The organism is Escherichia sp. MOD1-EC5990, from assembly GCF_002965285.1.
GTDB classification, from domain to species: Bacteria; Pseudomonadota; Gammaproteobacteria; order Enterobacterales; family Enterobacteriaceae; genus Escherichia; species Escherichia coli_F.
Genome location: NZ_PTRV01000007.1, coordinates 174,277 through 198,761, shown reverse-complemented (window position 1 = coordinate 198,761; position 24,485 = coordinate 174,277). Strand labels below are relative to the sequence as shown.

The window sequence follows — 24,485 nt, the reverse complement described above, 5'->3', positions numbered from 1 at the left end:
TTATGAAACGGACAATGCTCTATTTTTCTCTGCTGGCTGTCAGCTGTAGCGTCAGCGCCGCAAAATACCCTGTTCTGACAGAAAGTTCGCCAGAGAAAGCAGGGTTCAATGTGGAACGGCTTAACCAGATGGATCGCTGGATTAGCCAGCAAGTTGATGCCGGTTATCCCAGCGTTAACCTGCTGATCATTAAAGATAATCAGATTGTGTATCGCAAAGCCTGGGGCGCGGCGAAAAAGTACGATGGCAGCGTGTTAATGAAGCAGCCAGTAAAAGCAACCACCGAGACGCTGTATGACCTGGCCTCAAACACAAAAATGTACGCCACTAACTTCGCCCTACAAAAGCTAATGAGCGAAGGCAAACTACATCCTGACGATCTGATTGCGAAATATATTCCGGGATTTGCCGACAGTCCAAATGACACCATCAAAGGCAAAAACACGCTGCGGATTTCTGATCTGCTGCATCACAGCGGCGGTTTCCCGGCGGACCCGCAATACCCAAATAAAGCCGTCGCGGGCGCGTTATATTCCCAGGATAAAGGCCAGACGCTGGAAATGATCAAGCGCACGCCGCTGGAATATCAGCCCGGCAGCAAACATATCTACAGCGATGTCGATTATATGCTGCTTGGATTTATCGTCGAGTCAGTTACTGGTCAGCCGCTTGACCGCTATGTTGAAGAGTCGATTTATCGCCCGCTCGGCCTGACGCATACGGTGTTTAATCCGCTGCTGAAAGGCTTTAAACCACAGCAAATTGCCGCCACGGAACTGAACGGCAATACCCGCGATGGCGTGATTCACTTCCCGAATATCCGCACCTCCACTCTCTGGGGTCAGGTGCACGATGAAAAAGCCTTTTATTCGATGGGCGGCGTTTCCGGGCACGCAGGTTTGTTTTCCAATACCGGCGATATTGCGGTGTTAATGCAAACGATGCTGAACGGCGGCGGCTATGGTGATGTGACGCTGTTCAGTGCGGAAACGGTGAAGATGTTCACCACCAGCTCTAAGGAAGATGCTACTTTTGGCCTCGGCTGGCGCGTGAATGGTAATGCCACCATGACGCCGACGTTTGGCACGCTGGCAAGCCCGCAAACCTACGGTCACACTGGCTGGACCGGGACGGTGACCGTTATCGATCCGGTGAATCATATGGCGATTGTGATGTTAAGCAACAAGCCACATTCACCAGTTGCCGATCCACAAAAAAATCCCAATATGTTCGAAAGCGGTCAGCTACCGATTGCAACTTATGGTTGGGTGGTGGATCAGGTGTATGCGGCGTTAAAGCAGTAATAAAAAGGCCAGTCAGTTGTGATACTGGCTGGCCTTTAATCATCGAATCAGAAGCGCTTACAGCGCCATCAACTTGTCCAGCGACGGCGCGAAATAATAGCCGCCAGTGACTGGTTTGGTGAAACGCAACATCGCATCACGCTTACCATCGGTATCGCCAAACATACTCAGCAGTTGCTGCTCAATGTTATGTAAACGCGCGCAGTAGGCACAGAAATACAGACCGTGCGTGCCGCTGGCGGTGCCGTATGGCAGGCTCTGGCGAACAATCTTCAGTCCTTTGCCATCTTCTTTCAGATCAACACGGGTCAGGTGAGAAGTTTCCGGACGTTCGTCGCCGTCGATCTCTTCGTTATCTTCTTTGGTGCGCCCGATCATCATCTCCTGATCGTGAACGCTCATCCGGTTGAGTTGCTTCAGGTTGTGCTCCCAACGCTGCACAAATACATAGCTGCCGCCTGCATCCACGCCGTCTTTGATAACCGCCACTTCGCGACGCGTCTCTTCACCCGCCGGGTTTTCAGTACCGTCAACGAAGCCGCTCAGGTCACGCTCTTCAACCCAACGGAAGCCGTGAATCTCTTCTTTCACTTCAATGCAGTCACCAAAGGCTTCCATCGCCGCCTGAGCGACAGAGAAGTTTACGTCGTGACGCAGAGAAAGAATGTGGATCAACACATCGAACTGGGTGGTCGGCGCAAGGCCTTTACCGTAGCCCGGAAAATCTTTCAGCTCTTCGGCCCCAACGCCGCCGCTCAGAGTACGCCAGGTGTTGTTACCAAAGGCAACTACCGCACCAAGATGCGCGTCCGGGAATTTCGCTTCAAAAGTTGCCAGTTTGTCGGCAAATGTTTTACTGGCCGCACGCAGGGCGTCAACTTCCCCTTTAACGTTGGCTTCGATCCAAATCGCCGCGCGGCAATGTTCTGGCAAAATGCCACTCTGAACCTGAGACATTGTTCCTCCTGAAAATAAGAATGCCACGCAATCCGTGGCATTGTTGGGCGCTATTTTACGTGTTTTTTTGCGGCGGCGGTTTGTTCAGACGCAAATTAACGCCGCCAGATAATTTTACTGACTTTCCAGTTTTTCAGGGTATCGTCCGAAGGCATTAACCCTTCCGGACCACTCCATTCCCCGCTGAACTGGTAGCTAATATGTTGACTGCCTTCGGCTTTACATTCGACAGCACGATTATCATCACCGTCGGCTTTTTGGCAATTGCCAAATGCTTTGCTGTAAAGGTCGCTAAACGGTGTACCGATTTTAACACCGGTGTCAGCAGGAATATCGCTATCCAGCACATCTATGCGGCTGATCGTGCCCTGATCGCCGTTAATTACCATCGCCACGTTGTCGCCTTTCATCACTTCCAAAAAGCGCACTACATTGCCGTTCGCGGTTTTCATTCCGCTGCGCAGGCGATAATCACCATCAAGCGCATCGGCAATAGCTTGTTCTTGCAGTGGTGTGGACGCCGTTAATTCACCCACGCCCTGCTCGCTCACTTTGGTGGACGACCCAAACCAGTTCCACGGGTTAGCGGCAGACCAGTTAACTGACGACATCGTTGAACAGCCGGTCAGCATCAACGGCATAGCGCATAACATTAAACGCAGCGATTTCATGTCACTTCCTTTGGTTATTCAATAACGTTGCTTGGAGTGCGAATTTGCAAAAAAGTGCCGTTATTCTTTTTCTTCATTAAAACAAGCGCGTAAACGTCGATTGGTCAAAAGCCAAATTAACGCCACAATATCCGCCACTACCAGCGCCAGACCGATACCGCTAACGGATTCACCGTTCAGCCACAGCCACGGTTGCCAGCAAAGTAAAACCACCTGCGCCAACAGCAACAGAAAATAGAGCACATGCCAGATGCGAGGAAACGTAGCCCGCCGACCGCTCAACAAAAACGCCAGCACCGCAGGAATGCCAGGAATTAACCCCAGCCAGAAATTATCGTGATCGGGATAAAACAGATTCAACAGCGCAGTACCCTGCTCACGCGACGCACCGGCAATGACAAACAGCACCCAGGTTCGCGCCTGAAGCAATAGCACAAGCCAGAAGAGCAAGGGTAAACGCAGGCGACCGTGCGCATCATAATGGACAGGATGAAACTCAGTACTCTTCATCTTCAATCAAACGCTTACCCAGACTCAGCACGTCGGCGTGTTCATATCCCAGGCGTTCATACATTCCGAGCACCATGTCGTTATCTTCCGGCACGTTGATCTGAATTTTCGGGCAGCCGCGAGCAATCAGCTTTTTCTCCAACCGATTAAGCAACGCATTAGCAATCCCACGCCCACGAAACTCTGGATGCACGCCAAGATAATAAGCAGACCCGCGATGCCCGTCATAACCGCCCATCACCGTTCCGACCACTTCACCGTTCACCTCGGCGACCAGGAACAAACTGACGTCATGGTTCATCTTACGCTCGATGTCCATTTCCGGATCGTTCCACGGACGCAGCAAGTCGCAACGCTCCCAAAGGGTGATGACCTCTTCGAAATCTTCCTGGCGAAATACGCGTATCTCCATGGTATTCGTTACCTTTTTGCGGGTTAAAAGGCTGATTATGGCGTGAACGGTCGAATTAGCCAATATCTGACGAAAATCGGTTGAAAAAGTGGCATAATGGGGAGTTGTCAACTATTGAAATGAAAAGTAAAACAATTCTCAACAGCAAACGGTCGTAACGGATTACGCGATACGATATAACATCTGGAACTTTATTATTACAACTCAGGCCGTATGAGCACTTTTAAACCACTAAAAACACTCACTTCGCGCCGCCAGGTGCTGAAAGCCGGATTGGCTGCCCTGACGTTGTCAGGAATGTCGCAAGCCATCGCCAAAGAAGAACCTTTAAAAACCAGTAACGGACACAGTAAGCCGAAAGCCAAAAAAAGTGGCGGCAAACGTGTCGTTGTTCTCGATCCAGGCCACGGCGGAATTGATACCGGAGCGATTGGTCGCAATGGATCGAAAGAAAAACATGTGGTGCTGGCGATTGCCAAAAACATCCGTTCCATATTGCGTAATCATGGCATTGATGCGCGTCTAACGCGTTCTGGCGATACGTTTATCCCGCTGTACGATCGCGTTGAAATCGCCCATAAACATGGCGCTGACCTGTTTATGTCAATTCACGCCGACGGCTTTACTAACCCGAAAGCTGCCGGTGCTTCGGTATTTGCTCTCTCTAACCGCGGCGCAAGTAGCGCAATGGCGAAATACCTGTCTGAACGCGAAAACCGCGCTGATGAAGTTGCCGGTAAAAAAGCGACTGACAAGGATCACCTATTGCAGCAAGTGCTGTTTGATCTGGTGCAAACCGATACCATTAAAAACAGCCTGACGCTTGGCTCGCATATTCTGAAAAAGATTAAGCCGGTGCATAAGCTGCACAGTCGCAATACCGAACAAGCCGCGTTTGTGGTGTTGAAATCGCCGTCGGTTCCTTCGGTGCTGGTGGAAACTTCTTTTATCACCAACCCGGAAGAAGAGCGGCTGTTAGGCACGGCGGCATTTCGCCAGAAAATCGCCACAGCCATTGCCGAAGGCGTGATCAGTTATTTCCACTGGTTTGACAACCAGAAAGCACACTCGAGAAAGCGGTAAGAGATGAAACCCAACGCACACCAGGTTAAACAGTTTCTGCTCAACCTTCAGGATACAATTTGTCAGCAGTTGAGCGCCGTCGATGGCGCAGAATTTGTCGAAGATAGCTGGCAGCGCGAAGCTGGCGGCGGCGGACGTAGCCGGGTGTTGCGTAATGGTGGTGTTTTCGAACAGGCGGGCGTCAACTTTTCACATGTCCACGGTGAGGCGATGCCTGCTTCCGCCACCGCTCATCGCCCGGAACTTGCCGGGCGCAGTTTCGAGGCGATGGGCGTTTCACTGGTAGTGCATCCGCATAACCCGTACGTTCCCACCAGCCACGCGAATGTGCGCTTTTTTATTGCCGAAAAACCGGGTGCCGATCCCGTCTGGTGGTTTGGCGGCGGCTTCGACTTAACCCCTTTCTATGGCTTTGAAGACGATGCTATTCACTGGCACCGCACCGCCCGTGATCTGTGCCTGCCATTTGGCGAAGACGTTTATCCGCGTTACAAAAAGTGGTGCGACGAATACTTCTACCTCAAACATCGTAACGAACAGCGCGGTATTGGCGGGCTTTTCTTTGATGACCTGAACACGCCAGACTTTGACCACTGTTTTGCCTTTATGCAGGCGGTAGGTAAAGGCTACACCGACGCTTATTTACCGATTGTTGAACGACGCAAAGCGATGGAATACGGCGAGCGCGAGCGCAATTTCCAGCTCTACCGTCGCGGTCGCTATGTCGAGTTCAACCTGGTCTGGGATCGCGGAACGCTGTTTGGCCTGCAAACTGGCGGGCGCACCGAGTCTATCCTGATGTCAATGCCGCCACTGGTACGCTGGGAGTATGATTATCAGCCAGAAGCAGGCAGCCCGGAAGCGGCGTTAAGTGAGTTTATTAAGGTCAGGGATTGGGTTTAATATCATGAAAATAAAAGAAAAATAACCCTCGGTTGGTGGCATAAAATTAATGCTGTTTTAATTTGTGTGCCATAGTGACACCCTAATATCTAATAATAATCTCTTTCGACTTAATATCCTCAGGCAAGGAGCGCCTCTATGACTCACCGTATTCCCTGTAAAAGCCCCGCTTGTACATCAACCATTCTTCCGGAAACCGCTGCGCGTACTGACGGATACTGTATGCCCTGCGTTCAGGCACAACAGCAGCGTGAGCACGATGAATATATCAGGAAAAATAAAAAGACCGTGAATGTGTTTGCTGGGCTAAGCGATCCGATTGCCATGCTGAAATTAGTTCACCAGCCACGGAAATTCGATGCGTTAATCGACTGGACTCCCTGCCCCGTTCCCACCGATGCCCTGTATCAACAACTGACTGCCGATCAAGCGCAGCTGATGGCTGATTACGCCACAGAACGCTTTGCGTCTGGTGAATATGAACACGCTCAGGAGATTTGTCTTTGTCTGGCGGCGTTTACCCAGGCAAATCTGGATGCATATTTACGAGAGTGGATCTCTTATGATGATTTAGACGCTTATTCTCCTCTGCCTTTCCACCGCGCCCCAGCGGATGTTCGCGATACGCTGTTAGAACGGGTTGAGGATGATGCAGAAAACAGAAATTGTATTCTGCAATGTCTGGCATGGATTGGGGATGACGTTGTTGTTGAACGTTTTGCCTACTGGCGCAATAACCCGCCGCTGTGGCGCAGTTCACTTTACATCGCGCCAGAAGAATATGCGCATGAGGCCGGTTGGGAGTTAACCGCTGAAGGGCAGAGACGTAATCTCTATTTTCCTCACTGTTTTCATCTGGAGATGAAAAGCACCGGGTGTTGCGAAGCTTTGCGTGTTGTTGATGAACGCAGCGATACCTGTCCAAATTGCGCATTGCCCCTAACAAATCTTTTCGACGTTGACCTGAAGGCAACGGGTCTTAGCGATAAAGGCAGGTTTCGCGTCGTGACGTGTGAATGTTGCACCGCCTATAGCACCATTTTCGGTTACATAGACTCACGGGGTAACGCTCATTTGTCTGCACCGCCTGCCTGGCTGCCGGATGATGTATCGGAATGGCGTCGACTCCCTGTAAACAGCATGAGACAGGGAAACCTTAGGTCACCGTTATTTGCCGCAGACCCATTTTTACCTGTCTCTTTCTCGCAACTTGGCGGGCATCCAACCTGGATTCAGGACGCGGAATATCCTCTCTGTCCGCAATGTTCCCACACAATGATGTTTCTTGCGCAACTGGATTATGCCGATATTGAACAATATGGCGAAGGGATGATTTACGCGTTTATCTGCCCGGAGTGCCGGACAACGGCAACGTCTTATCAGCAGTCTTAACTGCAATAATAGTGAAAGATATGTCTTTTTAAATCTGGAAATGAAGCAAAATAACTAAAATGATAATCACAACCAACACAACAATATGCATTGCAGAACAACAAATCAGAATACTTGAGCTCTTCCGTGAATACTGGGGCATACAGCAAATAAATGAAGTCATTACCAACTCAGAACTTTGTGTAAATAGCAAAAATCACAGGTGTAACATTTCCTGGACAGATAATTACATAAATATCAATTATCAATGCAACCGGGAAATGCATCCACAAGAACGGGATAAATTTTTGACAGCATTCAGTGCAGCTCTTAGTCAACCTGTTCCCGATTATTACACTGACGCATACGAAAAAAGCCATCGTATTTTTCTGCGTAAAAAACATCGCCGTAGTGATGGACGTATTGGTTGTTCTATCTATCCTTACAAGGAGGAACCTAACGGTGGATGGGATTACAATGTTGCTAGTCTTTTTATTTATGAGTGCGATTTTGAAATACTATCCCCGGCTATTAAGTCACTATACCCTTTAGCCAATGGTGAAACATTTTTTGATTACACAAGCTGGAATGAATTTACCTCAGATGAATGCGCAAAGATAATTGAACAATGGTTAGCTAAGGCACAAACAAATACCGAATATGCAGAATTCATTAAGTATGTTATTGAGTGGATGAAACCGCTCTTAAACAAATATCAGAATATCATGATTGAAGGTAATTTATAAGTTCAATCCAGACTAAGCTGATGCATTACTGACATTACTTATAGTTTTTTTCATCACCTTTTCGGCCCCAGGAATCCCAACTTCTTTGGCGATCTTGTTGAAAACGTTCCGCCTCTTCTACAGATAATTCTGCATTTTCTGAACACTGCATGTGATCCCAACCGCGATAGTTTTTAATGACTGGTACATTTTTGGGCAGATTAACATCATTATTCTGACTGTGATAATCATAATAATACATAAAAAAACTATGCATCGGGATTTGACTGAGATAAAACCCATCCTTATCATCAATAAATAGCTGGCCCTCATGAAAAATCAATCGCGTATCACTGGTCGCGGGTTCAACCGATAAGTTGATATCTTTCCAGGTCGCGCCATAATCGGATGACATTTGCACTTCATGGTATTCATAAATCAGTTGTCCATTTTTATCTTTTTTATGTGGATCGCCCCCCAGAGGTACAAAAATATACTTTTCAGAATCATGAATAAACTTTATATTTTCAGGAAGTGGACTGTCATATGAGGGAGTGATTGCAGAACGTGAACCAATGGATTCCGGAACCCATTTGTTGTGACGCGTATCGCCAACACGGGAAAATATATTTTTTTGTGTATCAGTATACCAGTATTGACCTGAACAATAATCAACACCGTCGTAATGCCGCTTTTCACCTGTTAAAATGATATAACGGTGATCGTCAAAACGGTAGACAATCTGGAGAGGTAGTGCATCCGAAGACATATACTTCGCCGGAGGCACTATACTATTACCCCCGTAGACAGCATAGCTAAAAAATAGCATTGAGAACGCCAATACGCTTTTTTTCATTTTGCCCCCTTCACTACAACTTCCGCCGCAGACTCTGCCAATAACTCCGGGAAAGGTATCTGTACAAGATAATGTTTGGCATTAATTCTGTTCGCTTCGATTCTTGCGGGCTTGAGCATTTCCGCTGAGAATTGCTTTTCTATTCCCGATATATACTCTATTGCCTCTGGCAAACCTAATTTTGCTGCAAGATAAAACCAGGCAACGGCAAGGTCGTTGTTTTGCGTAACGCCATGACCACTGAGATATTGTGAACCGATAAAGTAGCAAGCCCTACTTGCTTTCTCTCGACCTGCCCCGTTCAGCGACTTCATAAACCAGGAAAAAGAATGAGTATAATTCTTTTCAACCCCCTGCCCACGATAATACATTACCCCAACCATGTAGCGTGCGGCGGCTATTCCCCAGGAATTTTCCCGCCCGGAAGCTTTCATAAACCAGTTAAAAGCTTCTTTATAATTTTATGTCACCCCATCACCTGAATAATAACGGCGTCCAAGACGATACTGCGCTCCCGCCATACCATTCTCTGCAGCTTTACGAAACCAGTACAGCGCTTTTTTATCATCTTTAGGCGTTACACCATCCCCTTTTAGATATATCCATGCAAGATCGTATTGATCCGATGATTTACCTTGCTGCGCACGCAACTGCAGGCAAACAATATCGGATTTACTGTTACAGGGAGTGAGTCGAGCCCACGAGCAGGAAGAGAAGGCAATGGTCGTGACGATAACGACTAATCGAGGGGAGATATTCCATAACCATAGCGTTGCTAATAGTCGAATGTCCATCCTGGACCTCCTGATTATCTTCACTCTCTTTGAGAGAAATACGAATTATAGTATTTGCATGGCTTTTCTCGTTACACAAATATGGCGAAAAGCGATACCAGTCGTTTTCACTCCAGTTCCTGCATCCGCTGATGCAGCGTCAGTGAAGGCTTTTCTGCAAACAATTGCTGATAATCCGTGGCAAACTGCCCAAGATGCCAGAATCCCCACTGCATGGCGGCGTCTTTTACCGTCATACTTTGCGACCACGGGCTAATCAGTTCACGGCGCACGGCGTTCAGGCGAATGCGTTTCAGCCACGCGTTTGGGCCAATGCCCAAAATAGCGTGAAATGCGTTTTGCAAGGTGCGGCGGCTGACGTGCAGTTGATTACACAAGTCCAGTACCGTCACTGGTTCGGACATGTTTTCCAGCACATATTCACGGGCCCGGGAAAGCAATCGGCGGTAACTCTGATGACTTATACTTTCCGCCGTCATCATTGGCTGCGCTTCTTCCAGCATCGCCCCCATCGCCATTAGCAAATTATCCCCCAGCACTTTTCGCACTGCAGGCTGATGGAGATTTTCCGGGTTCTCGCAAAATGTCGCCAGAGCCTGTTGGACAAAGCCCCACAGCGCGGCTTTATGCTGCTCTTTCACTTCCAGCGCCGACTGGTTACGTAACATATGCAGCACCCTTTCCGGGTTATGCAAAAAGTTAGCCTGACGGGTGATGACATCTTCAGAAAGCACCACGCCAAGGATCGTGTAATCGTCCGGCGTACTTAATTCAAACTCGGTTCCTCCAGGGCGTGTCGCAATTTCTGCGCTTCCCAGACATTGCGAACCGATAAATCCCTGCTCACCGCGCGTCGCCGGAATGCCAAACCAGAACGAGTTCGGCCAGACCAGGCACGACTGACGCAGCGCCAGCCCCGTGTATTCACGGAAAACCTGAATATCATCGAGCAGAATTTCCGTAAATTCACCATGAAATTTGCCCGGATGCAGCTGATCGTAAATCTGCTGCCAGGCGGTAATCGTCAAAGCATGTTCATAGACATCCGTTGTTTGCCGTTGATGAACATTATCCACTTCGACCTTCGGCGTGAGCTTCAGGTTTTCGGGTAAGGGTTCATGATAAAGATGGTGCAAATTGGCTGTACGGGTCTTTTTCATGATGTTAATGCCGGGTGTTGTATGACACCCGGCACCTCCGACAGGTTAATGGGGCTTGAGACGATAACGACTACTGCGTTTACGTAACGTCCCGGCAGAAAAGAGCTGTTCGAGCGCATTTCTGGCTTTTTCCAGCGGCCAGCCAAAGTGGGCAGCCACTTCTCCGGCCGTCATTCCCTGACGTACTGATGTTAACAGCGCCAACAACTCGTCAGCAGATTCCGCGACGATAACTGGCGCGTCGGGTTCCTTTACGGGTTGCTTCGGCTGGCGGTTAAAGCCAGTAACCAGCCACTGGGTGTCATCGTCTGGCCGACCGATCTCCTTACGGCTGATGACACGCCCGGTACGCATCGCGGCAGCACAACCTGCGTCCAGCGCCGCACGACACGCCGCCAGATCGCCTTCCACCACCAGCGTTAGGCGACCAGGGTCAAGCACTTCGTGACTGAGCAGACGAACGTTAGCTGCTTTGAGCATGGCATCAGCTGCATCTATCGCGGCGACCATGCCGTCCACTTCCAGCAATCCCAGTGCATTGATCATCGGCAACCTCCGTTACGCACGCTGGATTGGATTACGCGCGATTTCCAGCACTGCATCGGTAAAGGCGTTACAGGCTGCTTTACACGCGGCCTGGCTACCGGTTAAAAATGCTGCCGAGTAGTTGGTTTCAGACGGTGGCGGTACATAGGTCACCAGTTGCACGTCGGCAGATTTCAACGCTGCATCAATGCCGTAAGTCGCTTCCAGCGGCGGTGCCACCAGATACGCCAGCGGATCGCCAAGCGTGATCCCGGCGGTTGATGAGAGATAAGAGCCGGTACGCGAAACGACATGCGCCAGGAAGGCTGTGTTTTCTGCATCATTAGCCCACTGGAAAGCAGCGCCATTTTCAATATGCGCAACCATCGCATCCAGACCGGCACGCACTTCCGCCGGGTTTGGCCCCCCGAGCATAATCAGCACTTCACCGGCAGTCGGTGACGGCCCGTGTGCAGCTCCCGCATACAGCGAGCGACCATACACGACTTCAACCATCGCCTGCTTGGTCGCTTCGTCAGCCGCAATGTAGGTGACGTCATCGGAATCAGCAGAAATCAGCCCGAGGCTACGAATATGCGGCGGCAATTTCAGTTCACGCGCAAATTCGGCGTTAACAGAGGCAATCACCCGCATGGCGGTTACCGACGGTCGAATCAAATCTAAAGCTGGCATGATGCCTCCTTATCGGGTCATGTTGATGCCGGATGCTTTCTGCTCCAGCATACGTTTCGCCAAATCCACAATGACGGCTGCGGCTTCAACCGGCGGCGTGCCGCCCTGGTGAATGTTAGAGATACAGGTACGGTCGGCCTCAACGGTGGTTGCCATACGCGGCGAGTAAACGGCGTAGCAGGAGAGACTTTCTGACTGCCCCAACCCCGGACGTTCACCCACCAGCAGGATCACCACTTTCGCGCCAAGAAGTTCGCCAATCTGATCTTCAATCTTCACACGACCATAACGAACAAAGAATGGCGTACCGACTTTCAGCCCGGCCTGTTTCAGGCCCGCCATCAGCGGCGGCAGGATCTCTTCGTAGTTGACGGTAATAGCGTCAGTAGACAGACCATCGGAAATAACCACCTGTACGTCCGGATTGGCAACACACTGCGCTTTCAGCGCTTCAACAGCCTCTGCACACAAGCGGCGGCCCATATCCGGGCGAGTCAGATAGAGATTTTTGTCGCTAATTTCAGAGCGGACTTCCAGCAAGCCCTGCGCTTTCACCCACTCTTCCGGCACTTCTTTCAGTACGGTATCTTTCGAACGAGAGTGATCGGCCAGGAAACGCAACAGCGCCTGGGTACGCGGACGCGGACCGGCACGACCGGTACAGACGCGAGCCACGGTGCTGCGGCGCAGTTCTGTTAATACGTCTGCGCGATGCGGGTTTTCAACGCCAATCCACGCTTTTGCTTCTGCGGAACCTAAATCCAGCGCGCAGCTTTCCGAGGTCACCGGTGCTGCACAGGTGGTAGTGGCGCATTTTGCTTCTGACGGCGCGGGGGCCGCTTGTCCCATTGACGCCATCACGCTGCGTACAATTTCTTCAATCTGTTTTTGATCCATGATGTGTTATCTCCGCGTCATCAGAAGAACAGTGACGGATCGCCCGCCCGTTTGGTCAGGCGACCGTTTGCCATAATGCCCATGCTTTCCAGCCAGCGTTCAAACTCCGGTGACGGGCGCAGGTTGAGTAACTGACGCACAGTGGCGGTGTCGTGGAAGGCCGTAGTCTGGTAGTTGAGCATGATGTCATCACCCAGCGGCATCCCCATGATGTAGTTACAGCCTGCGGTGGCGAGCAAGATCATCAGGTTTTCGTTGAGGTTCTGGTCAGCGTCAGCGTGGTTGGTGTAGCAGCAGTCACAGCCCATAGAAATGCCGCTCAGTTTGCCCATAAAGTGATCTTCTAAGCCCGCACGGATAATCTGCCGGTCGTTGTAGAGATACTCTGGCCCAATAAAGCCCACTACGGTGTTGACGATAAACGGATCGTAATGACGTGCCAGCCCGTAGTTACGCGCTTCCATCGTTACCTGATCTGCACCGAAGTTAGCGCCCGCCGATAGCGCAGAACCCTGCCCGGTTTCGAAGTAGAGGCAGTTTTCCCCGGCGATACGGTTAAACTCTGCGCCCACTGCGCGTGCTTCATCGAGCATCGCCAGCTCCACGCCAAATTCTTTCAGCCCTTTTTCGCTGCCGCAGATGCTCTGGAAAATCAGCCCGCCCGGCGCGCCGCGACGGATCGCTTCAATCTGGGTAGTAACGTGCGCCAGCACGCAGCCCTGGGTCGGAATATTGAATTTGTCGATCACGCCGTACACGGTATCCAGCACACGGCTTAAGTTTTCCACGTCGTCAGTCACCGGGTTAACGCCGATCACCGCATCGCCCACCCCGAAAGAAAGCCCTTCGTAGATTTGTGCGGCGATACTTTGCACGTCGTCGCGGGTATCGTTTGGCTGCAAACGGGCGCTGAAGGTGCCCGGGATACCAATAGTTGTATTGGCCTTTTTGATTACCGGCATTTTCTTCGCGCCGTAGATCAGGTCCGCGTTAGAGCAAATCTTCGCTACCGCCGCGACCACTTCCGAGGTCAGCCCTTTGCGGGTAAAAGCAATGTCGTCAACGCTGGTTTCATCACTCAGCACATACTCACGCAGCTCGCTGATGCTCCAGTTTTTAATCTGGTTGTAGGCCGTTTCGTTAACGTCGTCCTGAATCAGCCGCGTCACGCAGTCATCTTCATAGGCAATCACCGGATTATTGCGGATGTCCGCTACGGTCATTTCCGACAACACCTGCTTTGCCGCCACGCGCTCCTGTGAGCTTGCCGCTGCAACGCCCGCCAGCACATCCCCCGAACGCAGTTCGTTGGCTTTAGCCAGCACCTCTTTTACATCCTTAAACTGATATACATTGCCGAACAATGTGGTCTTTAGTTTCATAAGTCGTTCCCTCAGGAAGAAGTGATGAGTGACATTTTTCACAGCCTTCAAACAATTCTATTTCATCGTTAACCATTGTCCTGTAAGGTAATTAGCTTAGTACGCCCGCTATTCATCCTGCCGAACGCAACCGAACGCGCCGGATACATGAGCGGGGTTATCGAGTCGTTAGATCGAGGTATCCGGTTTTGAGCAAGACACCACTGACAGCAAAGGCCATAGAGGCCGCACAACCGCAGGACAAGCCCTATAAACTCACCGATTCACAGACACCTGGCCTGTTTTTGCTGGTCCATCCCAATGGCAGCAAATACTGGCGATTCCGGTACTGGATAGACAAGAAGGAGCGGTTACAGGCTATTGGGGTGTATCCGCTGATTAGCCTCAAGGAAGCCCGTAAGCGAGCCACAGAGAGCCGTTTACTGATAGCCCAGGGAATTGACCCAATGGATTTGGCACGCAAGGAGAAAGCCATTGATGCGCTCAACATGGCGGCAAGTTTTAAGACGGTAGCGGAAGACTGGTTTGCTACCAGAGTTAGCGGTTGGTCAGAGTCCTACACGAAACAAGTTAGATCGGCACTGGAGAAAGATGTTTACCCCGTGCTGGGTAAGCGCTCGATCGTGGATATAACGGCCCGTGACGTGCTGGCATTGCTTCAGAAGAAAGAGCGCACCGCGCCGGAACAAGCCAGGAAGCTACGCCAGCGTATCGGGGAGATCTTCAAATTTGCCGTTATCACCGAACTGGTTAACCGGAATCCGGTTGCAGATCTGGATACGGCATTGAAAGCCAGACGCCCAGGCCATAACGCATGGATACAGATTAGTGAAATTCCGGCATTCTACAAAGCGCTTGAGAGAGCCGGGAGCGTTCAGATTCAGACGGCAATACGTTTGCTTATCCTTACGGCTTTGAGGACCGCAGAACTGCGTTTAATGCGCTGGGAGTGGGTAGATCTGGAGTCGAAAAGCATCACCCTACCCGCTGAAGTCATGAAAGCCCGCCGACCGCATGTAGTCCCGCTATCCCGGCAGGCGGTCGAGCTATTGCAGGACCAGTTTACAAGGAGCGGGTACAGTGCTTTCGTCTTCCCTGGTCGATTCATGGATAAGCCATTGTCAGCCAGTGCCATCCTTAAAGCCCTGGATCGTATCGGGTACAAGTCGATCGCCACTGGTCATGGCTGGCGGACCACCTTTTCAACGGCGCTTAATGAGTCTGGCAGATACTCACCAGACTGGATCGAAATCCAATTGGCCCACGTTCCGAAAGGCGTGCGCGGTGTTTATAACCAGGCGGCCTATCTCAAACAGCGCCGTCAAATGCTTCAGGACTACGCCGCCGCTATTGATTCAATACTGGCTGGTGGTGGTAATCCGCTGGAGCCGTGAGCTATAAGGCCGGATTCGTCCGGCTTTAATGACGCATATTTTTCTCAACGGTGAGAAAAACCTCCACCGCCCGGATTTATACCCAATATCGATGGCTGAAGTGATTAAAATTTAACCGTTAGAACAATCAAAAATGTGACAAGTCAATGATCTAAATCAATAAATTTGTAATTATTCGCCTTCTCTTTCGAATGAAAGCAAAATACAGAAAAATAAATCACAATCAAATCATACAGTTAAAAAATTTGACCAACTGGTCCAAAATATCCTCGGTGAATCCATGCGTGCTACAGCCAGATGATTAATATTTAACCCATGACTTTCGAATGAAAGTAAATTGATAAAAAAGTCAGTGCACACCAACCAAATCGAATATTTTTTGTGCGATACTTGAATAATAATTGAGCAAAACTTTCGCAAGGTGTGACGATGTGAGTAATTAATTTTAACTCTACAATAAACCCATCCCGACAGGGATGGTACCTAGAGCGTAGCGAGAGGGACCATCCCCCTGGTTTTAGTCTTTTGAAGTTAGTTTTTTAAGACATTCCCCATAATTTCGCGAAAAATCGAAAACCAACGCCCACTCTATCCTGCAAAGCCAATGGTTTTTATCAGCAGACCAGACAGAAAACAGCAGCACAGCCAGTGCGATTAGGGCGATTACAGGTGCATAGATTTTTGATGTGTTTTATGGTGTGCAAAACAACGACAGGAAATTATTGTAACAGTACAGATGGTGACAAAAACCCGGCGCGCCACCGGGCTTAACAATTTCTTAGCTTATATCTCTCAGCCTGGTTTGCCCAGTCCAAAACCTGTGACCTATTCGAAATCAAGCCATGTGCGCCATCATTACAATAATCAATAATATAAAAATGATGATCGCCATCACGATCAATAAAGTACGAATACACCACATAGCTATCACTGGTGCACGCCCATTGAACTTTTAGGCTATCGTCGTCTTCATCGTCTTCTTCCCATACACATCCTTCTTGCCAAATATGGGTGTGATGCAATTCTTGCTCTCTGGCTTCGATAGGGCTGGTCATAAACCTATCCCTACCTATAGTTTCTAGGTAGGAAGAATATATATTCTGATCAGTCTCTGAGGGAGCAGGAATGTCTCCCTCTTCTATGCAAATGCGCTTGTAATCTTCAAATTCCGTAATAGGGTATTCAGCGACAGGAGTTTCAGCAATAACTTCATTTATAAGGCTGGACCTAACTATTTTGAAACCCATGAATTACGTTTCTCAGCTAATTTAAGTGCCAGAATTTCAGATGCAGCACTCAGCCTTGCTCTTTGCTCGGCAGAACGTCGAACAACAGGCCGCTCTCTACGAGCCTTACGTCCTTCGTTAACTTTTGGCATACATCACCTCACAATTTATTTATACCGTCAATAAAACAGGCAATCAGATCGCAACACCTTCCTACCTTGTTTGAATAGTAAACTATTCACTCAATCTACACCAGTGATTTTCTTGACGCCAATAGTAAAGGCAGCATTGCCCACCAGCGGCAGACAATGAAACTTCAGAGAGCGCACCTTCTATCGGCCTACGGCCTCATAAAACTAATAAAGAGCTACACTTGCTTAGGTAAAATTCTCATCGCATTACGGAGCGTTTGAGAGCGTTCTAAGGGTATCCAATTTCAATGAGTTTTTGCCATGACGAAAACAGCACGAGCGGTATTCCAGATCCTGACAAGACAGCCGAGTGGATACTCTGTATCGCTCGACAAGCTGGCGCAGCTATCCGGTGTAAGCCGCCAAGGAGTGAAGCGGGCCATTGCCTTGCTGGAGGAAAACGGTGTGATTGTTGTTACCAGAACGGTGATTAACGGGAGATATACCGAGAACATGTACCGAATTATCGACAGGAACGCACCTAAATGAGCTACCAGCGAGCTAAAACCCGCCACCCCTTCCAAGTGCATTACCCGCCACGCAAAACGCGAAAGAAACCGGTTTCACAAAATCGGTGCTATAATCATTCGTGCACATCCCGTACTAAGCCATGTCAAAGCGCCTGCATTGCCCTCGCAGGCGTTTTTATTTGTGCTGCCGCCATCCTGATGACTACCGGATCGCAACATTGCCCCGCCTCGATATTGAGCGCATAATAAATACATACATTAAGCGGAAAAGAGAAAAAGTTAATGGGGAAAATCAAGGGGTTACATCATGAGACTATCAGAACAACAACGACAGATCCTCGACTACCTGGCAGAAAACGAATCAATCACCGCACGACAAGCTGCAGATCTCGTTTATGGTAGCAACGTTACCCGTGTACAGGTCGATGCAGCCAGACGCTCACTAATGACGATGGTCAGTAATGGGCTAATCAGGAAAGAAGGCCGCGTTTTCGTCGCTGTTAAATATATCAATCACGCTTATACATCGGACGTTGAATCATTGCGTGGTCAGATCCTTTGGATATTCAGCAAAGAAGGTCAGGAATATTTTCTTGCCGAACATCCAGGCTACGCCGCGCAAGAGTTAACAGTAAACGGCATATTTGGTGCATTAGATCTTATGCTGGGCGATGGTTGCGTTACTTACAAGCAGTTATGGCACGCCCTGAACACGCTTGTAGAAGATGGCTTGCTTATTGCCACGCGTGAAAATATCGAATATTGGATAATGCCGCAGGCCGGACGCCGCAATCATGCGCGGGATATTCCAGGCAACAGATACAGGACGCCAGAATTTAATCCGACACAGGAAGATCGGGACCGTGCCGAAATGATGTGCCGGGAACAGGAAAAAAGAATTATGGATAAGTTATTTTCGATGCGGTGACACACAAGCGGGCGAAAGCCCGTTTTTTTCTTGCCTTATTCCACGCCAGACGAATCAAAACAGGCTTACCCTTCCAAGTGGATAGGTAAAAATTAAGGGTCAGAATGCGTTATATTGCGTTTAAATGGCATCGAATTTTAATTAGTTTTGATGTGGTGACTGCAGGCAAAAAAAATCCCGCCGGAGAAAGCGGGGAAGTGAAATGAATCGTTGTAGTTATAGATCACATTTTGGAGTTGAGGATGGCTAATCCTCGCTAATATTATCGCGCCGTTATGTGATGGGCGCAATTATTTCTTACTAATTAAAAGTTTTGTAAATATTACAGAATATCCCTTTTCACTATATGGTAAAAGATGTGAAACAGGGACATGAGGAATATAATATTAAGTATCAACAGTAATGTTGGTCTTTAATTTCATTCAGGGCGCGGTGAGGGTTTTCTCCATATTTTTCCTCACCGCTACTTTTTCGAGGTGAGAACATGAATGATAGCGAATTAATGACGGTGAACGAGGTAGCAGCTTTATTCGGCGTTACCCGTCGGACAATATTCCGGTGGATGAACAAGATTAAAGGCTGGCCCGTTCCGGTTACTCCGGTCGGTGCGCGAATTAAGTTTATCCGATCTGAAATTATGGCGTTCTACTACAGCAAAGCGTCACGCAAAAATTAACCTGCAACAGCACACAATAAATTCTATTTTTCGCGTAGCAACGCATAAACAAGTATTTAAAAGCCACATTTAAGAGGAAATTACCATGTATCATCCAAATAACACTTACCTTAATCTGGTTGGCGATAATTACAAGCCTTCTACTGAAGCAATGGATAAAAAAGCGTTCGACAAAGCGATGAATGACGAAGCAGATCGCATCATTAATATGCTCCCGGCTATCTTAACCGAGATTATTGATTCCGGTGCCGCCGTATTATTCGACCAGATTCCGGAATGTATGAAAGGTGAAGATCCGGTCACTCACGACATCATCAACGAAAAACATATTCGCCGGATGCTTGCCGGGAAAATTTCAAATCGCCTGGGCCACGGTATGGGTTTTTTACAGAAATGAGATGAACGGAGATAAGAAATGACACGCAAAGAATATATTCGCCAGTTGGCACAGGAAATTATTCGCACGAATCAACCACTGATTGACCGTATTGTTAATCAGGAAGTGGACAAAATTAAAGCTCAATTATCATCGCTCGCGCCGAACATGGCAGATCGCCGGAAAATGCTTGCGGTAATGGGAACAAACAGCTCACTGGGCGTGTATTTAGCAAACGTCGATAAGTTACAGGGCAATCAATCTGAGATTGCTACAGCGCCAAACAGAGCGCCTGATGCGCGTCAATATTTTGAAGGGGAATTAGACGATTTCACACGTCAATACTTCGATGGGGAATTGGACGATTTCACGCGCCAGTATTTCGACGATGATGATCTGGTCAATAAAAGTATCCGTGAATATTTCGATGGCAGCGACGAGTTTAATCGCCGCTTAGACGACTATTTCCACATGGGAGAATAAACACATGAGTTTCCTTGATATGGCCCGCCAGCGTATTGCTATGGCGGTTAAAGCAAATGAATTAGCGCCGGAACCGGACGACACCGAGCTCAAATTCCGTAAAGGCATGGCCCTTGTATTAGAGAGCCTGGATAAAGCCGACGAGAAAGTCGTACAGGAGCTAATGACCGTCTTGCTAGACAATCTGGAACGCCGTTTCAGTGGTAAAAAGCAAGAAGAACAACAACCCGCCACTAATACACAGCGTGGGCCGAAAACGCCGGATCTGGAATCGTACTTCGAGCCGACCCGGAAAACTGATACCCGGACACCGGATATTGGAAGCTATTTCGAATAGGTAAAGAAAAGCCCGGTGTTCGTGCCGGGCCAACAATGCGAAATTGAGTTAACAGATTAAATGGTTAGCAAAGAGCAACGTTTAAAACCACGTTCATTATACCAGTCGGGGAGTAAATATCATGTCTGCGCTTACGTTAAGAATTTGTCATGGGATGGCCCGTGTTATTTCGAAAGGCGTCGCTGAGATCAAACATAGCAACAGTGATTTGCCAATGAAGCGGCAACAATTAAGGCTGTTCTCCCTTTATGTTTTCGGCACTTTCCACGACCTCACGAAAAACATAGCCCAGGGCGCGCCCGCCACCGCCGAGGAAAGGGATTTTGTGAAAAAGGTAAAAATGATTGAACGCGATCTACACAGCCAGTTAGCAAGCATCGACGCAGACGTAGGCGAGGATTAAATGATGGTGATTCGGGGGTAATTCGGGGGTAATTCGCTATCAATTCGGGGGTAATTATGGAGGGTGATGGTAAAGAAATCAATAAGTTGCCTGTTAATGTCACCAGTTTAAGCAGAAAAAGCGCTAAGTATGGGGTCGCTATCGCTGAAGAAATCTGCTTGCTGGTAGCTGAAGGCCATAGTCTCAGAGAGATTGGCAACATGCCTGACATGCCGAGCTTCAGAACAATCTGCCGCTGGCAATATGAGCATCCAGACTTTCGTGAGCATATCGGCATATTTAAGTGGATTCACGCCCAGGACGCAGCGGAGCAGGCTGTAGAGGCTATCAGGAATGTAGATCTGGACGCAGAAGACGCAGGGCTTAGGCTAAGGAAGGCGGAGGCGCTTGCCCGGACGTTACTGGGTCGCGCTAAGTTATTAGAGAGCAAGAACAATCCGTTCAAAGGAGAAGAATAATGAGCTTTTTAAACAGAAAACCAGAGCAGAGCAAAGAGGCAAAATTATTCTCCCGCCAGGGCAAATCCAGCCTGGGAATTTGGGAGCGTCCTGTTTCAACATGGTCAGAAGCCGAGATTCAGGAATACCGAGAAGCCTGGCTGGACGCACATGCCGAATGTTATCACGTCAGTGAGGTAACGGACTTTCGCGATAATCTGATCTTCTTCGTTGAAGATGGGGAACTGATTATCGAACGCGTGGCAGAGCCTGCCGGGCTATTCCTCGCCTACGACGACGATCCTGTTTTTGGCTTCGATCTGCGTCCATATCGTGAGCAGGGCTTGCCGCTGCCGGAAGAGTACCGGATTGGTTATCGTCGCAATGAAGGTGCCTGGCCGATGGGTGAGCCTCGCAAGTAATTCACCGCTACGTCAGGGCGATGACTGGCGGAATATATCCACAGTGCGTGTAACGTACATTATGTGAAAAACGATATGGGTGTATATCAGTATTGATTTCATTGGGAAAACTGGGTTTTCAGTGGCCCAAACAAAGAGACATAGCTGATACAACTTTATAAGCCATTGATTCTATTAGGCGATGTTTTTTGTGATTGATTGAGGCAAACCGGAACACGAAGCCACTGAAGCGGCAATAAACTGTTTCATGGTGGAATTATTAGAGTAAAGAACAATCGGAGGTGTCCGCACAACGCGGATATATAGGACATGAGCAACACAAATGTAGGCAAAATTTATTATGAGGTCGAAGCCAAGACAGGGAAGCTATTAACCGCAGGAAAAGAAGCCACCGACACATTCGACCGCATTGAACACGGCGCAAAACGCGCTGACAACTCAATCAGTAAGCTGAATACGACAATCAGCAAACTGGCGGCGGCGGTTAACGTTGGCCTGCTAATGATGGCGGCTAAACGCTTTATTGAAATCGCGGACAACGTAAAACTACTACGCGCCCGTGTATCCCGGCTATCCGGTAGCCTGGTTGAGGCTAAAGCCAACTTCAGCGGCATTCTTGAGATTAGCAAGCGAACTGGCATGAAGATTGAGGATACTACGAAGCTATGGGAAAGCCTTACTTCTGCTCTTTCTGATTCAAACGCTACCAGTGGTCAGATCTTACAGTTAACAGAGACACTACAGCAGATCGGGCGTATTGGTGGTAGCTCATCCGAGGAAGCCGCAAACGCCTTGCGACAGTTAGGTCAATCCATCAACGGTGGTATTGTCCGTGCTGAAGAGTTTAACGGCATCCTTGAAAGTATGCCGGAGCTATGGCGACGCGTAGCAGGTCAGATGGGGATCTCAATGGGTGAGCTACGTCGCCGCATGTTGGATGGCAAACTGACGGCTGAGGATGTAGTAAATGCAATCCTGAAAGGATCAGGCGAAATCGAAAAAGAATTTAACAAGCTGCCGACAACCACGGAACAGGCAATGACAGAGCTATCAACAAATTTTAGCCTGTTACTGGAAACCATCGACCAGACGCTGCATGTTACTGAACTGGTCGGTCGCGGTATTAAAACGCTGGCTGATTATTGCCGCGAGCTATCCGGCTGGTTTAAAACGCTGAAATCTGATTCTGCGTCATTGGCTGATAAGTTATGGACACTTGCCGCAGCCTTTGAGCCGTTTGTGCCGGGCCTTGATTTATTCCGCGCTCAAGCCAAACAAACCGACTTCTTAGGCGCAGCGCCAGACAATCAATCGTCGGGTTTTGTGTCAACGCTACCGACACAGCAGGCCACTACTGATATTAAGCTGAAAGACAATGGCGGTGGAGGTGGCAATAAACCGAAACGCACACAGAAAGATCCGGCAGAAGAAGCGCTGAAACGGAAACGCGCAGAACTGGAACGACTTAACCAAGGCTTCAAGGATGGTAGCAAAGAGGCTGAAATGTGGGACGCCGTTCAGGAAATGGGCGCTAACGCAACGGCAAAACAGGTCAGTGAGATGAAAAACCTTGCGCACCTGATTTACGAAACAAACGCCGCGCGTGAGCATCAAATCGAACTGGAAGAAAAAGCAAAACAGCTTAATGAGCAATTTAATCCCGTTGATGCGCTCAAACAACGCCACGCCCTTGAAATGCAACAGGCAGATGAGCTATTCAACAAACAGATGATTAACGAGGAAACGCTAAACGCGCTTAAACAACAGCACGCAGAAGAATTACTCGCCTCGCAGTGGGAACAATTCCGGGCGCAAGGCGGGATTAATGGCCTGATTGGTGATATGGCTGATGGCCTGAGCGGTGGCGCTACAAATGCCGTGGTCGGCCTGCTTAATGGTACGCAGAACCTGGAAAACGCTTTCGCCAATATCGGGACTACCATTCTCGGAAAAGTGGTGGGAAGTATCGCTGAGATGGGTGCTGAATACGTTAAACAAATGATCTTAAGCGAGGCAGCCAGCGCAAGCGCAATGGGCGGACAAGCTGCAACAGCAGCGGCGACAGGCGCATCAATCGCATCATCAATGGCCCCGGCAGCAGCGGCGACAGCTACCGCGACAATGGGGACGGCCCCGATGATCGCAATGTCAGCTATCAGCGCCTTGATGGCTGGCATTACTGGCTTGTTTGGCGGTGGTCGCTACAACGGCGGTGCGGTTAACGGTGGCAATCTTTACAGGGTTGGTGAGCACGGTGTCCCTGAGTTATTTACCTCTACTGGCGGGAAACAGTACATGATCCCCGGCGAGGGTGGACGAGTTACACCGGGCCGCGATCTGGTTGGCAGTGGTGGCGGCATCACACTGAACGTAACAAACAACATCCAGGCGACAAACGGCTGGACTGAAGACGACTCAAAAGCGTTGCAACAGACTATAGAAAACACAGCAATGCGCCTGATGCAGCGCGAGTCGCAAAGACCTGGAGGCATGTTACAACCACGGCGGCGTTAACCAAATCCCACGCCAGGGGGATAGACTGGCGGACCTTCAAAGACGGTCGCACACCGTGTTTAACATAATTTATTGTTTTTTGCTTGCTCTTATTATTGCAGCCGTTAGAGTTGGCGTGGCAGTTTTTCACCTGTTTCGCGTGTTGCTGTGTTTTTGGGGAAGAAAAACAAATGAGAAGGCTTATATACCTGGTATTTATGCTATTTGCTATCGGGCAAGCCATAATTTTTATCACAATGCTGATCTGTCTGATGCTCTTTGGTTAACTCCACCAGGACCCGCGCCGGGTTTTGCTATACAGACCAATCACTCTTAATATAAGCTATTGATTCTTCTTAATTATAACCGCGCGTTAGAATTAACCTTCCCGCCTTAAACGCCCATA

Annotated in this window: 28 protein-coding genes and 1 pseudogene; 16 read left to right on the top strand and 13 right to left on the bottom strand. The window is 49.1% G+C overall.

Annotation, left to right across the window (positions count from 1 at the left end):
* Window positions 1–2 precede the first annotated feature (2 nt).
* Window positions 3–1,304, top strand: coding sequence for a penicillin binding protein PBP4B (gene pbp4b, locus BEB42_RS11020; protein ID WP_001353052.1), 1,302 nt, complete (start codon window positions 3–5; stop codon window positions 1,302–1,304).
* 57 nt (window positions 1,305–1,361) lie between these two features.
* Here pbp4b and yfeX read toward each other — a convergent pair whose 3' ends face one another.
* The 4 genes from yfeX to BEB42_RS11000 form a co-directional block, all read right to left on the bottom strand.
* Window positions 1,362–2,261 (bottom strand): porphyrinogen peroxidase, encoded by a 900-nt coding sequence (gene yfeX / locus BEB42_RS11015; protein WP_001353051.1) that lies wholly within the window; start codon window positions 2,259–2,261, stop codon window positions 1,362–1,364.
* Window positions 2,262–2,356: 95 nt separating this feature from the next.
* Window positions 2,357–2,932: an RpoE-regulated lipoprotein gene (locus BEB42_RS11010; protein ID WP_000838954.1), complete on the bottom strand. Its 576-nt coding sequence runs from the start codon at window positions 2,930–2,932 to the stop codon at window positions 2,357–2,359.
* A gap of 60 nt (window positions 2,933–2,992) precedes the next feature.
* Window positions 2,993–3,442 carry a DUF2919 domain-containing protein gene (locus tag BEB42_RS11005; protein ID WP_001353050.1) on the bottom strand — a complete coding sequence of 150 codons (450 nt, stop codon included), beginning with the start codon at window positions 3,440–3,442 and terminating at the stop codon, window positions 2,993–2,995.
* Window positions 3,429–3,854: a GNAT family acetyltransferase gene (locus tag BEB42_RS11000; RefSeq protein ID WP_000406000.1), complete on the bottom strand. Its 426-nt coding sequence runs from the start codon at window positions 3,852–3,854 to the stop codon at window positions 3,429–3,431. The genes BEB42_RS11005 and BEB42_RS11000 overlap by 14 nt, the downstream gene beginning before the upstream one ends.
* 213 nt (window positions 3,855–4,067) lie before the next feature.
* Here BEB42_RS11000 and amiA point away from each other — a divergent pair, with 213 nt between their 5' ends.
* The 4 genes from amiA to BEB42_RS10980 all read left to right on the top strand — a co-directional run bounded on the left by amiA (window position 4,068) and on the right by BEB42_RS10980 (window position 7,957).
* Complete coding sequence (gene amiA / locus BEB42_RS10995; RefSeq protein WP_105267370.1) at window positions 4,068–4,937, top strand: N-acetylmuramoyl-L-alanine amidase AmiA; 870 nt, start codon at window positions 4,068–4,070, stop codon at window positions 4,935–4,937.
* Between the two features lie 3 nt (window positions 4,938–4,940).
* Window positions 4,941–5,840, top strand: a complete 900-nt coding sequence (hemF, locus tag BEB42_RS10990) for an oxygen-dependent coproporphyrinogen oxidase (protein WP_000803899.1) — start codon at window positions 4,941–4,943, stop codon at window positions 5,838–5,840.
* A gap of 138 nt (window positions 5,841–5,978) precedes the next feature.
* Entirely contained in the window at window positions 5,979–7,232 is a 1,254-nt protein-coding gene (locus BEB42_RS10985) for a DUF1963 domain-containing protein (protein WP_000149700.1), read from the top strand.
* Window positions 7,233–7,291: 59 nt separating this feature from the next.
* Window positions 7,292–7,957, top strand: a complete 666-nt coding sequence (locus BEB42_RS10980; protein ID WP_000587629.1) for a hypothetical protein — start codon at window positions 7,292–7,294, stop codon at window positions 7,955–7,957.
* A gap of 34 nt (window positions 7,958–7,991) precedes the next feature.
* Here BEB42_RS10980 and BEB42_RS10975 read toward each other — a convergent pair whose 3' ends face one another.
* From BEB42_RS10975 to eutB, 8 genes are all read right to left on the bottom strand, one after another.
* Window positions 7,992–8,792, bottom strand: coding sequence for a T6SS immunity protein Tli3 family protein (locus BEB42_RS10975; RefSeq protein ID WP_000750241.1), 801 nt, complete (start codon window positions 8,790–8,792; stop codon window positions 7,992–7,994).
* Complete coding sequence (locus BEB42_RS10970; RefSeq protein WP_000647634.1) at window positions 8,789–9,226, bottom strand: tetratricopeptide repeat protein; 438 nt, start codon at window positions 9,224–9,226, stop codon at window positions 8,789–8,791. The genes BEB42_RS10975 and BEB42_RS10970 overlap by 4 nt, the downstream gene beginning before the upstream one ends.
* A gap of 27 nt (window positions 9,227–9,253) precedes the next feature.
* A complete protein-coding gene (locus BEB42_RS10965; RefSeq protein ID WP_000354678.1) occupies window positions 9,254–9,586 on the bottom strand; it encodes a tetratricopeptide repeat protein in 333 nt (110 codons plus the stop codon).
* Between the two features lie 107 nt (window positions 9,587–9,693).
* Complete coding sequence (eutR, locus tag BEB42_RS10960; RefSeq protein WP_000753719.1) at window positions 9,694–10,746, bottom strand: HTH-type transcriptional regulator EutR; 1,053 nt, start codon at window positions 10,744–10,746, stop codon at window positions 9,694–9,696.
* A 45-nt stretch (window positions 10,747–10,791) separates the two neighbouring features.
* Complete coding sequence (eutK, locus tag BEB42_RS10955; protein ID WP_001295463.1) at window positions 10,792–11,292, bottom strand: ethanolamine utilization microcompartment protein EutK; 501 nt, start codon at window positions 11,290–11,292, stop codon at window positions 10,792–10,794.
* A 12-nt stretch (window positions 11,293–11,304) separates the two neighbouring features.
* Window positions 11,305–11,964, bottom strand: coding sequence for an ethanolamine utilization microcompartment protein EutL (eutL, locus tag BEB42_RS10950; RefSeq protein WP_001111034.1), 660 nt, complete (start codon window positions 11,962–11,964; stop codon window positions 11,305–11,307).
* Between the two features lie 9 nt (window positions 11,965–11,973).
* Window positions 11,974–12,861: an ethanolamine ammonia-lyase subunit beta gene (eutC, locus tag BEB42_RS10945; protein WP_000372324.1), complete on the bottom strand. Its 888-nt coding sequence runs from the start codon at window positions 12,859–12,861 to the stop codon at window positions 11,974–11,976.
* A 20-nt stretch (window positions 12,862–12,881) separates the two neighbouring features.
* Window positions 12,882–14,243, bottom strand: coding sequence for an ethanolamine ammonia-lyase subunit alpha (gene eutB, locus BEB42_RS10940; RefSeq protein ID WP_000769976.1), 1,362 nt, complete (start codon window positions 14,241–14,243; stop codon window positions 12,882–12,884).
* A gap of 188 nt (window positions 14,244–14,431) precedes the next feature.
* Between eutB and BEB42_RS10935 the strand changes: the two genes are divergently transcribed.
* Window positions 14,432–15,637, top strand: a complete 1,206-nt coding sequence (locus tag BEB42_RS10935; RefSeq protein WP_105267369.1) for a tyrosine-type recombinase/integrase — start codon at window positions 14,432–14,434, stop codon at window positions 15,635–15,637.
* Between the two features lie 767 nt (window positions 15,638–16,404).
* Here the strand turns inward: BEB42_RS10935 and BEB42_RS10930 are convergent.
* Entirely contained in the window at window positions 16,405–16,884 is a 480-nt protein-coding gene (locus BEB42_RS10930; protein ID WP_000505910.1) for a type II toxin-antitoxin system YafO family toxin, read from the bottom strand.
* 431 nt (window positions 16,885–17,315) lie between these two features.
* Between BEB42_RS10930 and BEB42_RS10925 the strand changes: the two genes are divergently transcribed.
* The 10 genes and pseudogenes from BEB42_RS10925 to BEB42_RS10880 all read left to right on the top strand — a co-directional run bounded on the left by BEB42_RS10925 (window position 17,316) and on the right by BEB42_RS10880 (window position 24,100).
* Window positions 17,316–17,543 (top strand): HTH domain-containing protein, encoded by a 228-nt coding sequence (locus BEB42_RS10925; RefSeq protein WP_000167687.1) that lies wholly within the window; start codon window positions 17,316–17,318, stop codon window positions 17,541–17,543.
* A 190-nt stretch (window positions 17,544–17,733) separates the two neighbouring features.
* Window positions 17,734–18,452: pseudogene (locus BEB42_RS10920) on the top strand (hypothetical protein); the annotation flags it as partial.
* A gap of 484 nt (window positions 18,453–18,936) precedes the next feature.
* Complete coding sequence (locus tag BEB42_RS10915; RefSeq protein ID WP_000999975.1) at window positions 18,937–19,128, top strand: helix-turn-helix domain-containing protein; 192 nt, start codon at window positions 18,937–18,939, stop codon at window positions 19,126–19,128.
* 85 nt (window positions 19,129–19,213) lie between these two features.
* On the top strand, window positions 19,214–19,525 hold the full coding sequence (locus tag BEB42_RS10910; RefSeq protein WP_053265439.1) for a hypothetical protein: 312 nt from the start codon (window positions 19,214–19,216) through the stop codon (window positions 19,523–19,525).
* 18 nt (window positions 19,526–19,543) lie between these two features.
* A complete protein-coding gene (locus BEB42_RS10905) occupies window positions 19,544–19,987 on the top strand; it encodes a hypothetical protein (RefSeq protein WP_105267368.1) in 444 nt (147 codons plus the stop codon).
* Window positions 19,988–19,991: 4 nt separating this feature from the next.
* Window positions 19,992–20,324 (top strand): hypothetical protein, encoded by a 333-nt coding sequence (locus tag BEB42_RS10900; RefSeq protein WP_053265441.1) that lies wholly within the window; start codon window positions 19,992–19,994, stop codon window positions 20,322–20,324.
* Between the two features lie 121 nt (window positions 20,325–20,445).
* A complete protein-coding gene (locus BEB42_RS10895; protein WP_236942404.1) occupies window positions 20,446–20,727 on the top strand; it encodes a hypothetical protein in 282 nt (93 codons plus the stop codon).
* A 56-nt stretch (window positions 20,728–20,783) separates the two neighbouring features.
* A complete protein-coding gene (locus BEB42_RS10890; protein WP_053275001.1) occupies window positions 20,784–21,185 on the top strand; it encodes a hypothetical protein in 402 nt (133 codons plus the stop codon).
* The gene (locus BEB42_RS10885; RefSeq protein ID WP_040080076.1) at window positions 21,185–21,586 is read left to right on the top strand and encodes a hypothetical protein; all 402 of its coding nucleotides are present in this window, start codon (window positions 21,185–21,187) and stop codon (window positions 21,584–21,586) included. Before BEB42_RS10890 ends, BEB42_RS10885 begins: the two co-directional genes overlap by 1 nt.
* Window positions 21,587–21,895: 309 nt before the next feature.
* Window positions 21,896–24,100 (top strand): tape measure protein, encoded by a 2,205-nt coding sequence (locus BEB42_RS10880; protein WP_105267366.1) that lies wholly within the window; start codon window positions 21,896–21,898, stop codon window positions 24,098–24,100.
* Window positions 24,101–24,485 lie beyond the last annotated feature (385 nt).

What these genes read in the sequence shown, in the direction of transcription:
- pbp4b (WP_001353052.1), top strand. Translation starts at nt 3, where the DNA reads ATGAAACGGACAATGCTCTATTTTTCTCTGCTGGCTGTCAGCTGTAGC.
- yfeX (WP_001353051.1), bottom strand. Translation starts at nt 2,261, where the DNA reads ATGTCTCAGGTTCAGAGTGGCATTTTGCCAGAACATTGCCGCGCGGCG.
- BEB42_RS11010 (WP_000838954.1), bottom strand. Translation starts at nt 2,932, where the DNA reads ATGAAATCGCTGCGTTTAATGTTATGCGCTATGCCGTTGATGCTGACC.
- BEB42_RS11005 (WP_001353050.1), bottom strand. Translation starts at nt 3,442, where the DNA reads ATGAAGAGTACTGAGTTTCATCCTGTCCATTATGATGCGCACGGTCGC.
- BEB42_RS11000 (WP_000406000.1), bottom strand. Translation starts at nt 3,854, where the DNA reads ATGGAGATACGCGTATTTCGCCAGGAAGATTTCGAAGAGGTCATCACC.
- amiA (WP_105267370.1), top strand. Translation starts at nt 4,068, where the DNA reads ATGAGCACTTTTAAACCACTAAAAACACTCACTTCGCGCCGCCAGGTG.
- hemF (WP_000803899.1), top strand. Translation starts at nt 4,941, where the DNA reads ATGAAACCCAACGCACACCAGGTTAAACAGTTTCTGCTCAACCTTCAG.
- BEB42_RS10985 (WP_000149700.1), top strand. Translation starts at nt 5,979, where the DNA reads ATGACTCACCGTATTCCCTGTAAAAGCCCCGCTTGTACATCAACCATT.
- BEB42_RS10980 (WP_000587629.1), top strand. Translation starts at nt 7,292, where the DNA reads ATGATAATCACAACCAACACAACAATATGCATTGCAGAACAACAAATC.
- BEB42_RS10975 (WP_000750241.1), bottom strand. Translation starts at nt 8,792, where the DNA reads ATGAAAAAAAGCGTATTGGCGTTCTCAATGCTATTTTTTAGCTATGCT.
- BEB42_RS10970 (WP_000647634.1), bottom strand. Translation starts at nt 9,226, where the DNA reads ATGAAAGCTTCCGGGCGGGAAAATTCCTGGGGAATAGCCGCCGCACGC.
- BEB42_RS10965 (WP_000354678.1), bottom strand. Translation starts at nt 9,586, where the DNA reads ATGGACATTCGACTATTAGCAACGCTATGGTTATGGAATATCTCCCCT.
- eutR (WP_000753719.1), bottom strand. Translation starts at nt 10,746, where the DNA reads ATGAAAAAGACCCGTACAGCCAATTTGCACCATCTTTATCATGAACCC.
- eutK (WP_001295463.1), bottom strand. Translation starts at nt 11,292, where the DNA reads ATGATCAATGCACTGGGATTGCTGGAAGTGGACGGCATGGTCGCCGCG.
- eutL (WP_001111034.1), bottom strand. Translation starts at nt 11,964, where the DNA reads ATGCCAGCTTTAGATTTGATTCGACCGTCGGTAACCGCCATGCGGGTG.
- eutC (WP_000372324.1), bottom strand. Translation starts at nt 12,861, where the DNA reads ATGGATCAAAAACAGATTGAAGAAATTGTACGCAGCGTGATGGCGTCA.
- eutB (WP_000769976.1), bottom strand. Translation starts at nt 14,243, where the DNA reads ATGAAACTAAAGACCACATTGTTCGGCAATGTATATCAGTTTAAGGAT.
- BEB42_RS10930 (WP_000505910.1), bottom strand. Translation starts at nt 16,884, where the DNA reads ATGGGTTTCAAAATAGTTAGGTCCAGCCTTATAAATGAAGTTATTGCT.
- BEB42_RS10925 (WP_000167687.1), top strand. Translation starts at nt 17,316, where the DNA reads ATGACGAAAACAGCACGAGCGGTATTCCAGATCCTGACAAGACAGCCG.
- BEB42_RS10915 (WP_000999975.1), top strand. Translation starts at nt 18,937, where the DNA reads ATGAATGATAGCGAATTAATGACGGTGAACGAGGTAGCAGCTTTATTC.
- BEB42_RS10910 (WP_053265439.1), top strand. Translation starts at nt 19,214, where the DNA reads ATGTATCATCCAAATAACACTTACCTTAATCTGGTTGGCGATAATTAC.
- BEB42_RS10905 (WP_105267368.1), top strand. Translation starts at nt 19,544, where the DNA reads ATGACACGCAAAGAATATATTCGCCAGTTGGCACAGGAAATTATTCGC.
- BEB42_RS10900 (WP_053265441.1), top strand. Translation starts at nt 19,992, where the DNA reads ATGAGTTTCCTTGATATGGCCCGCCAGCGTATTGCTATGGCGGTTAAA.
- BEB42_RS10895 (WP_236942404.1), top strand. Translation starts at nt 20,446, where the DNA reads ATGTCTGCGCTTACGTTAAGAATTTGTCATGGGATGGCCCGTGTTATT.
- BEB42_RS10890 (WP_053275001.1), top strand. Translation starts at nt 20,784, where the DNA reads ATGGAGGGTGATGGTAAAGAAATCAATAAGTTGCCTGTTAATGTCACC.
- BEB42_RS10885 (WP_040080076.1), top strand. Translation starts at nt 21,185, where the DNA reads ATGAGCTTTTTAAACAGAAAACCAGAGCAGAGCAAAGAGGCAAAATTA.
- BEB42_RS10880 (WP_105267366.1), top strand. Translation starts at nt 21,896, where the DNA reads ATGAGCAACACAAATGTAGGCAAAATTTATTATGAGGTCGAAGCCAAG.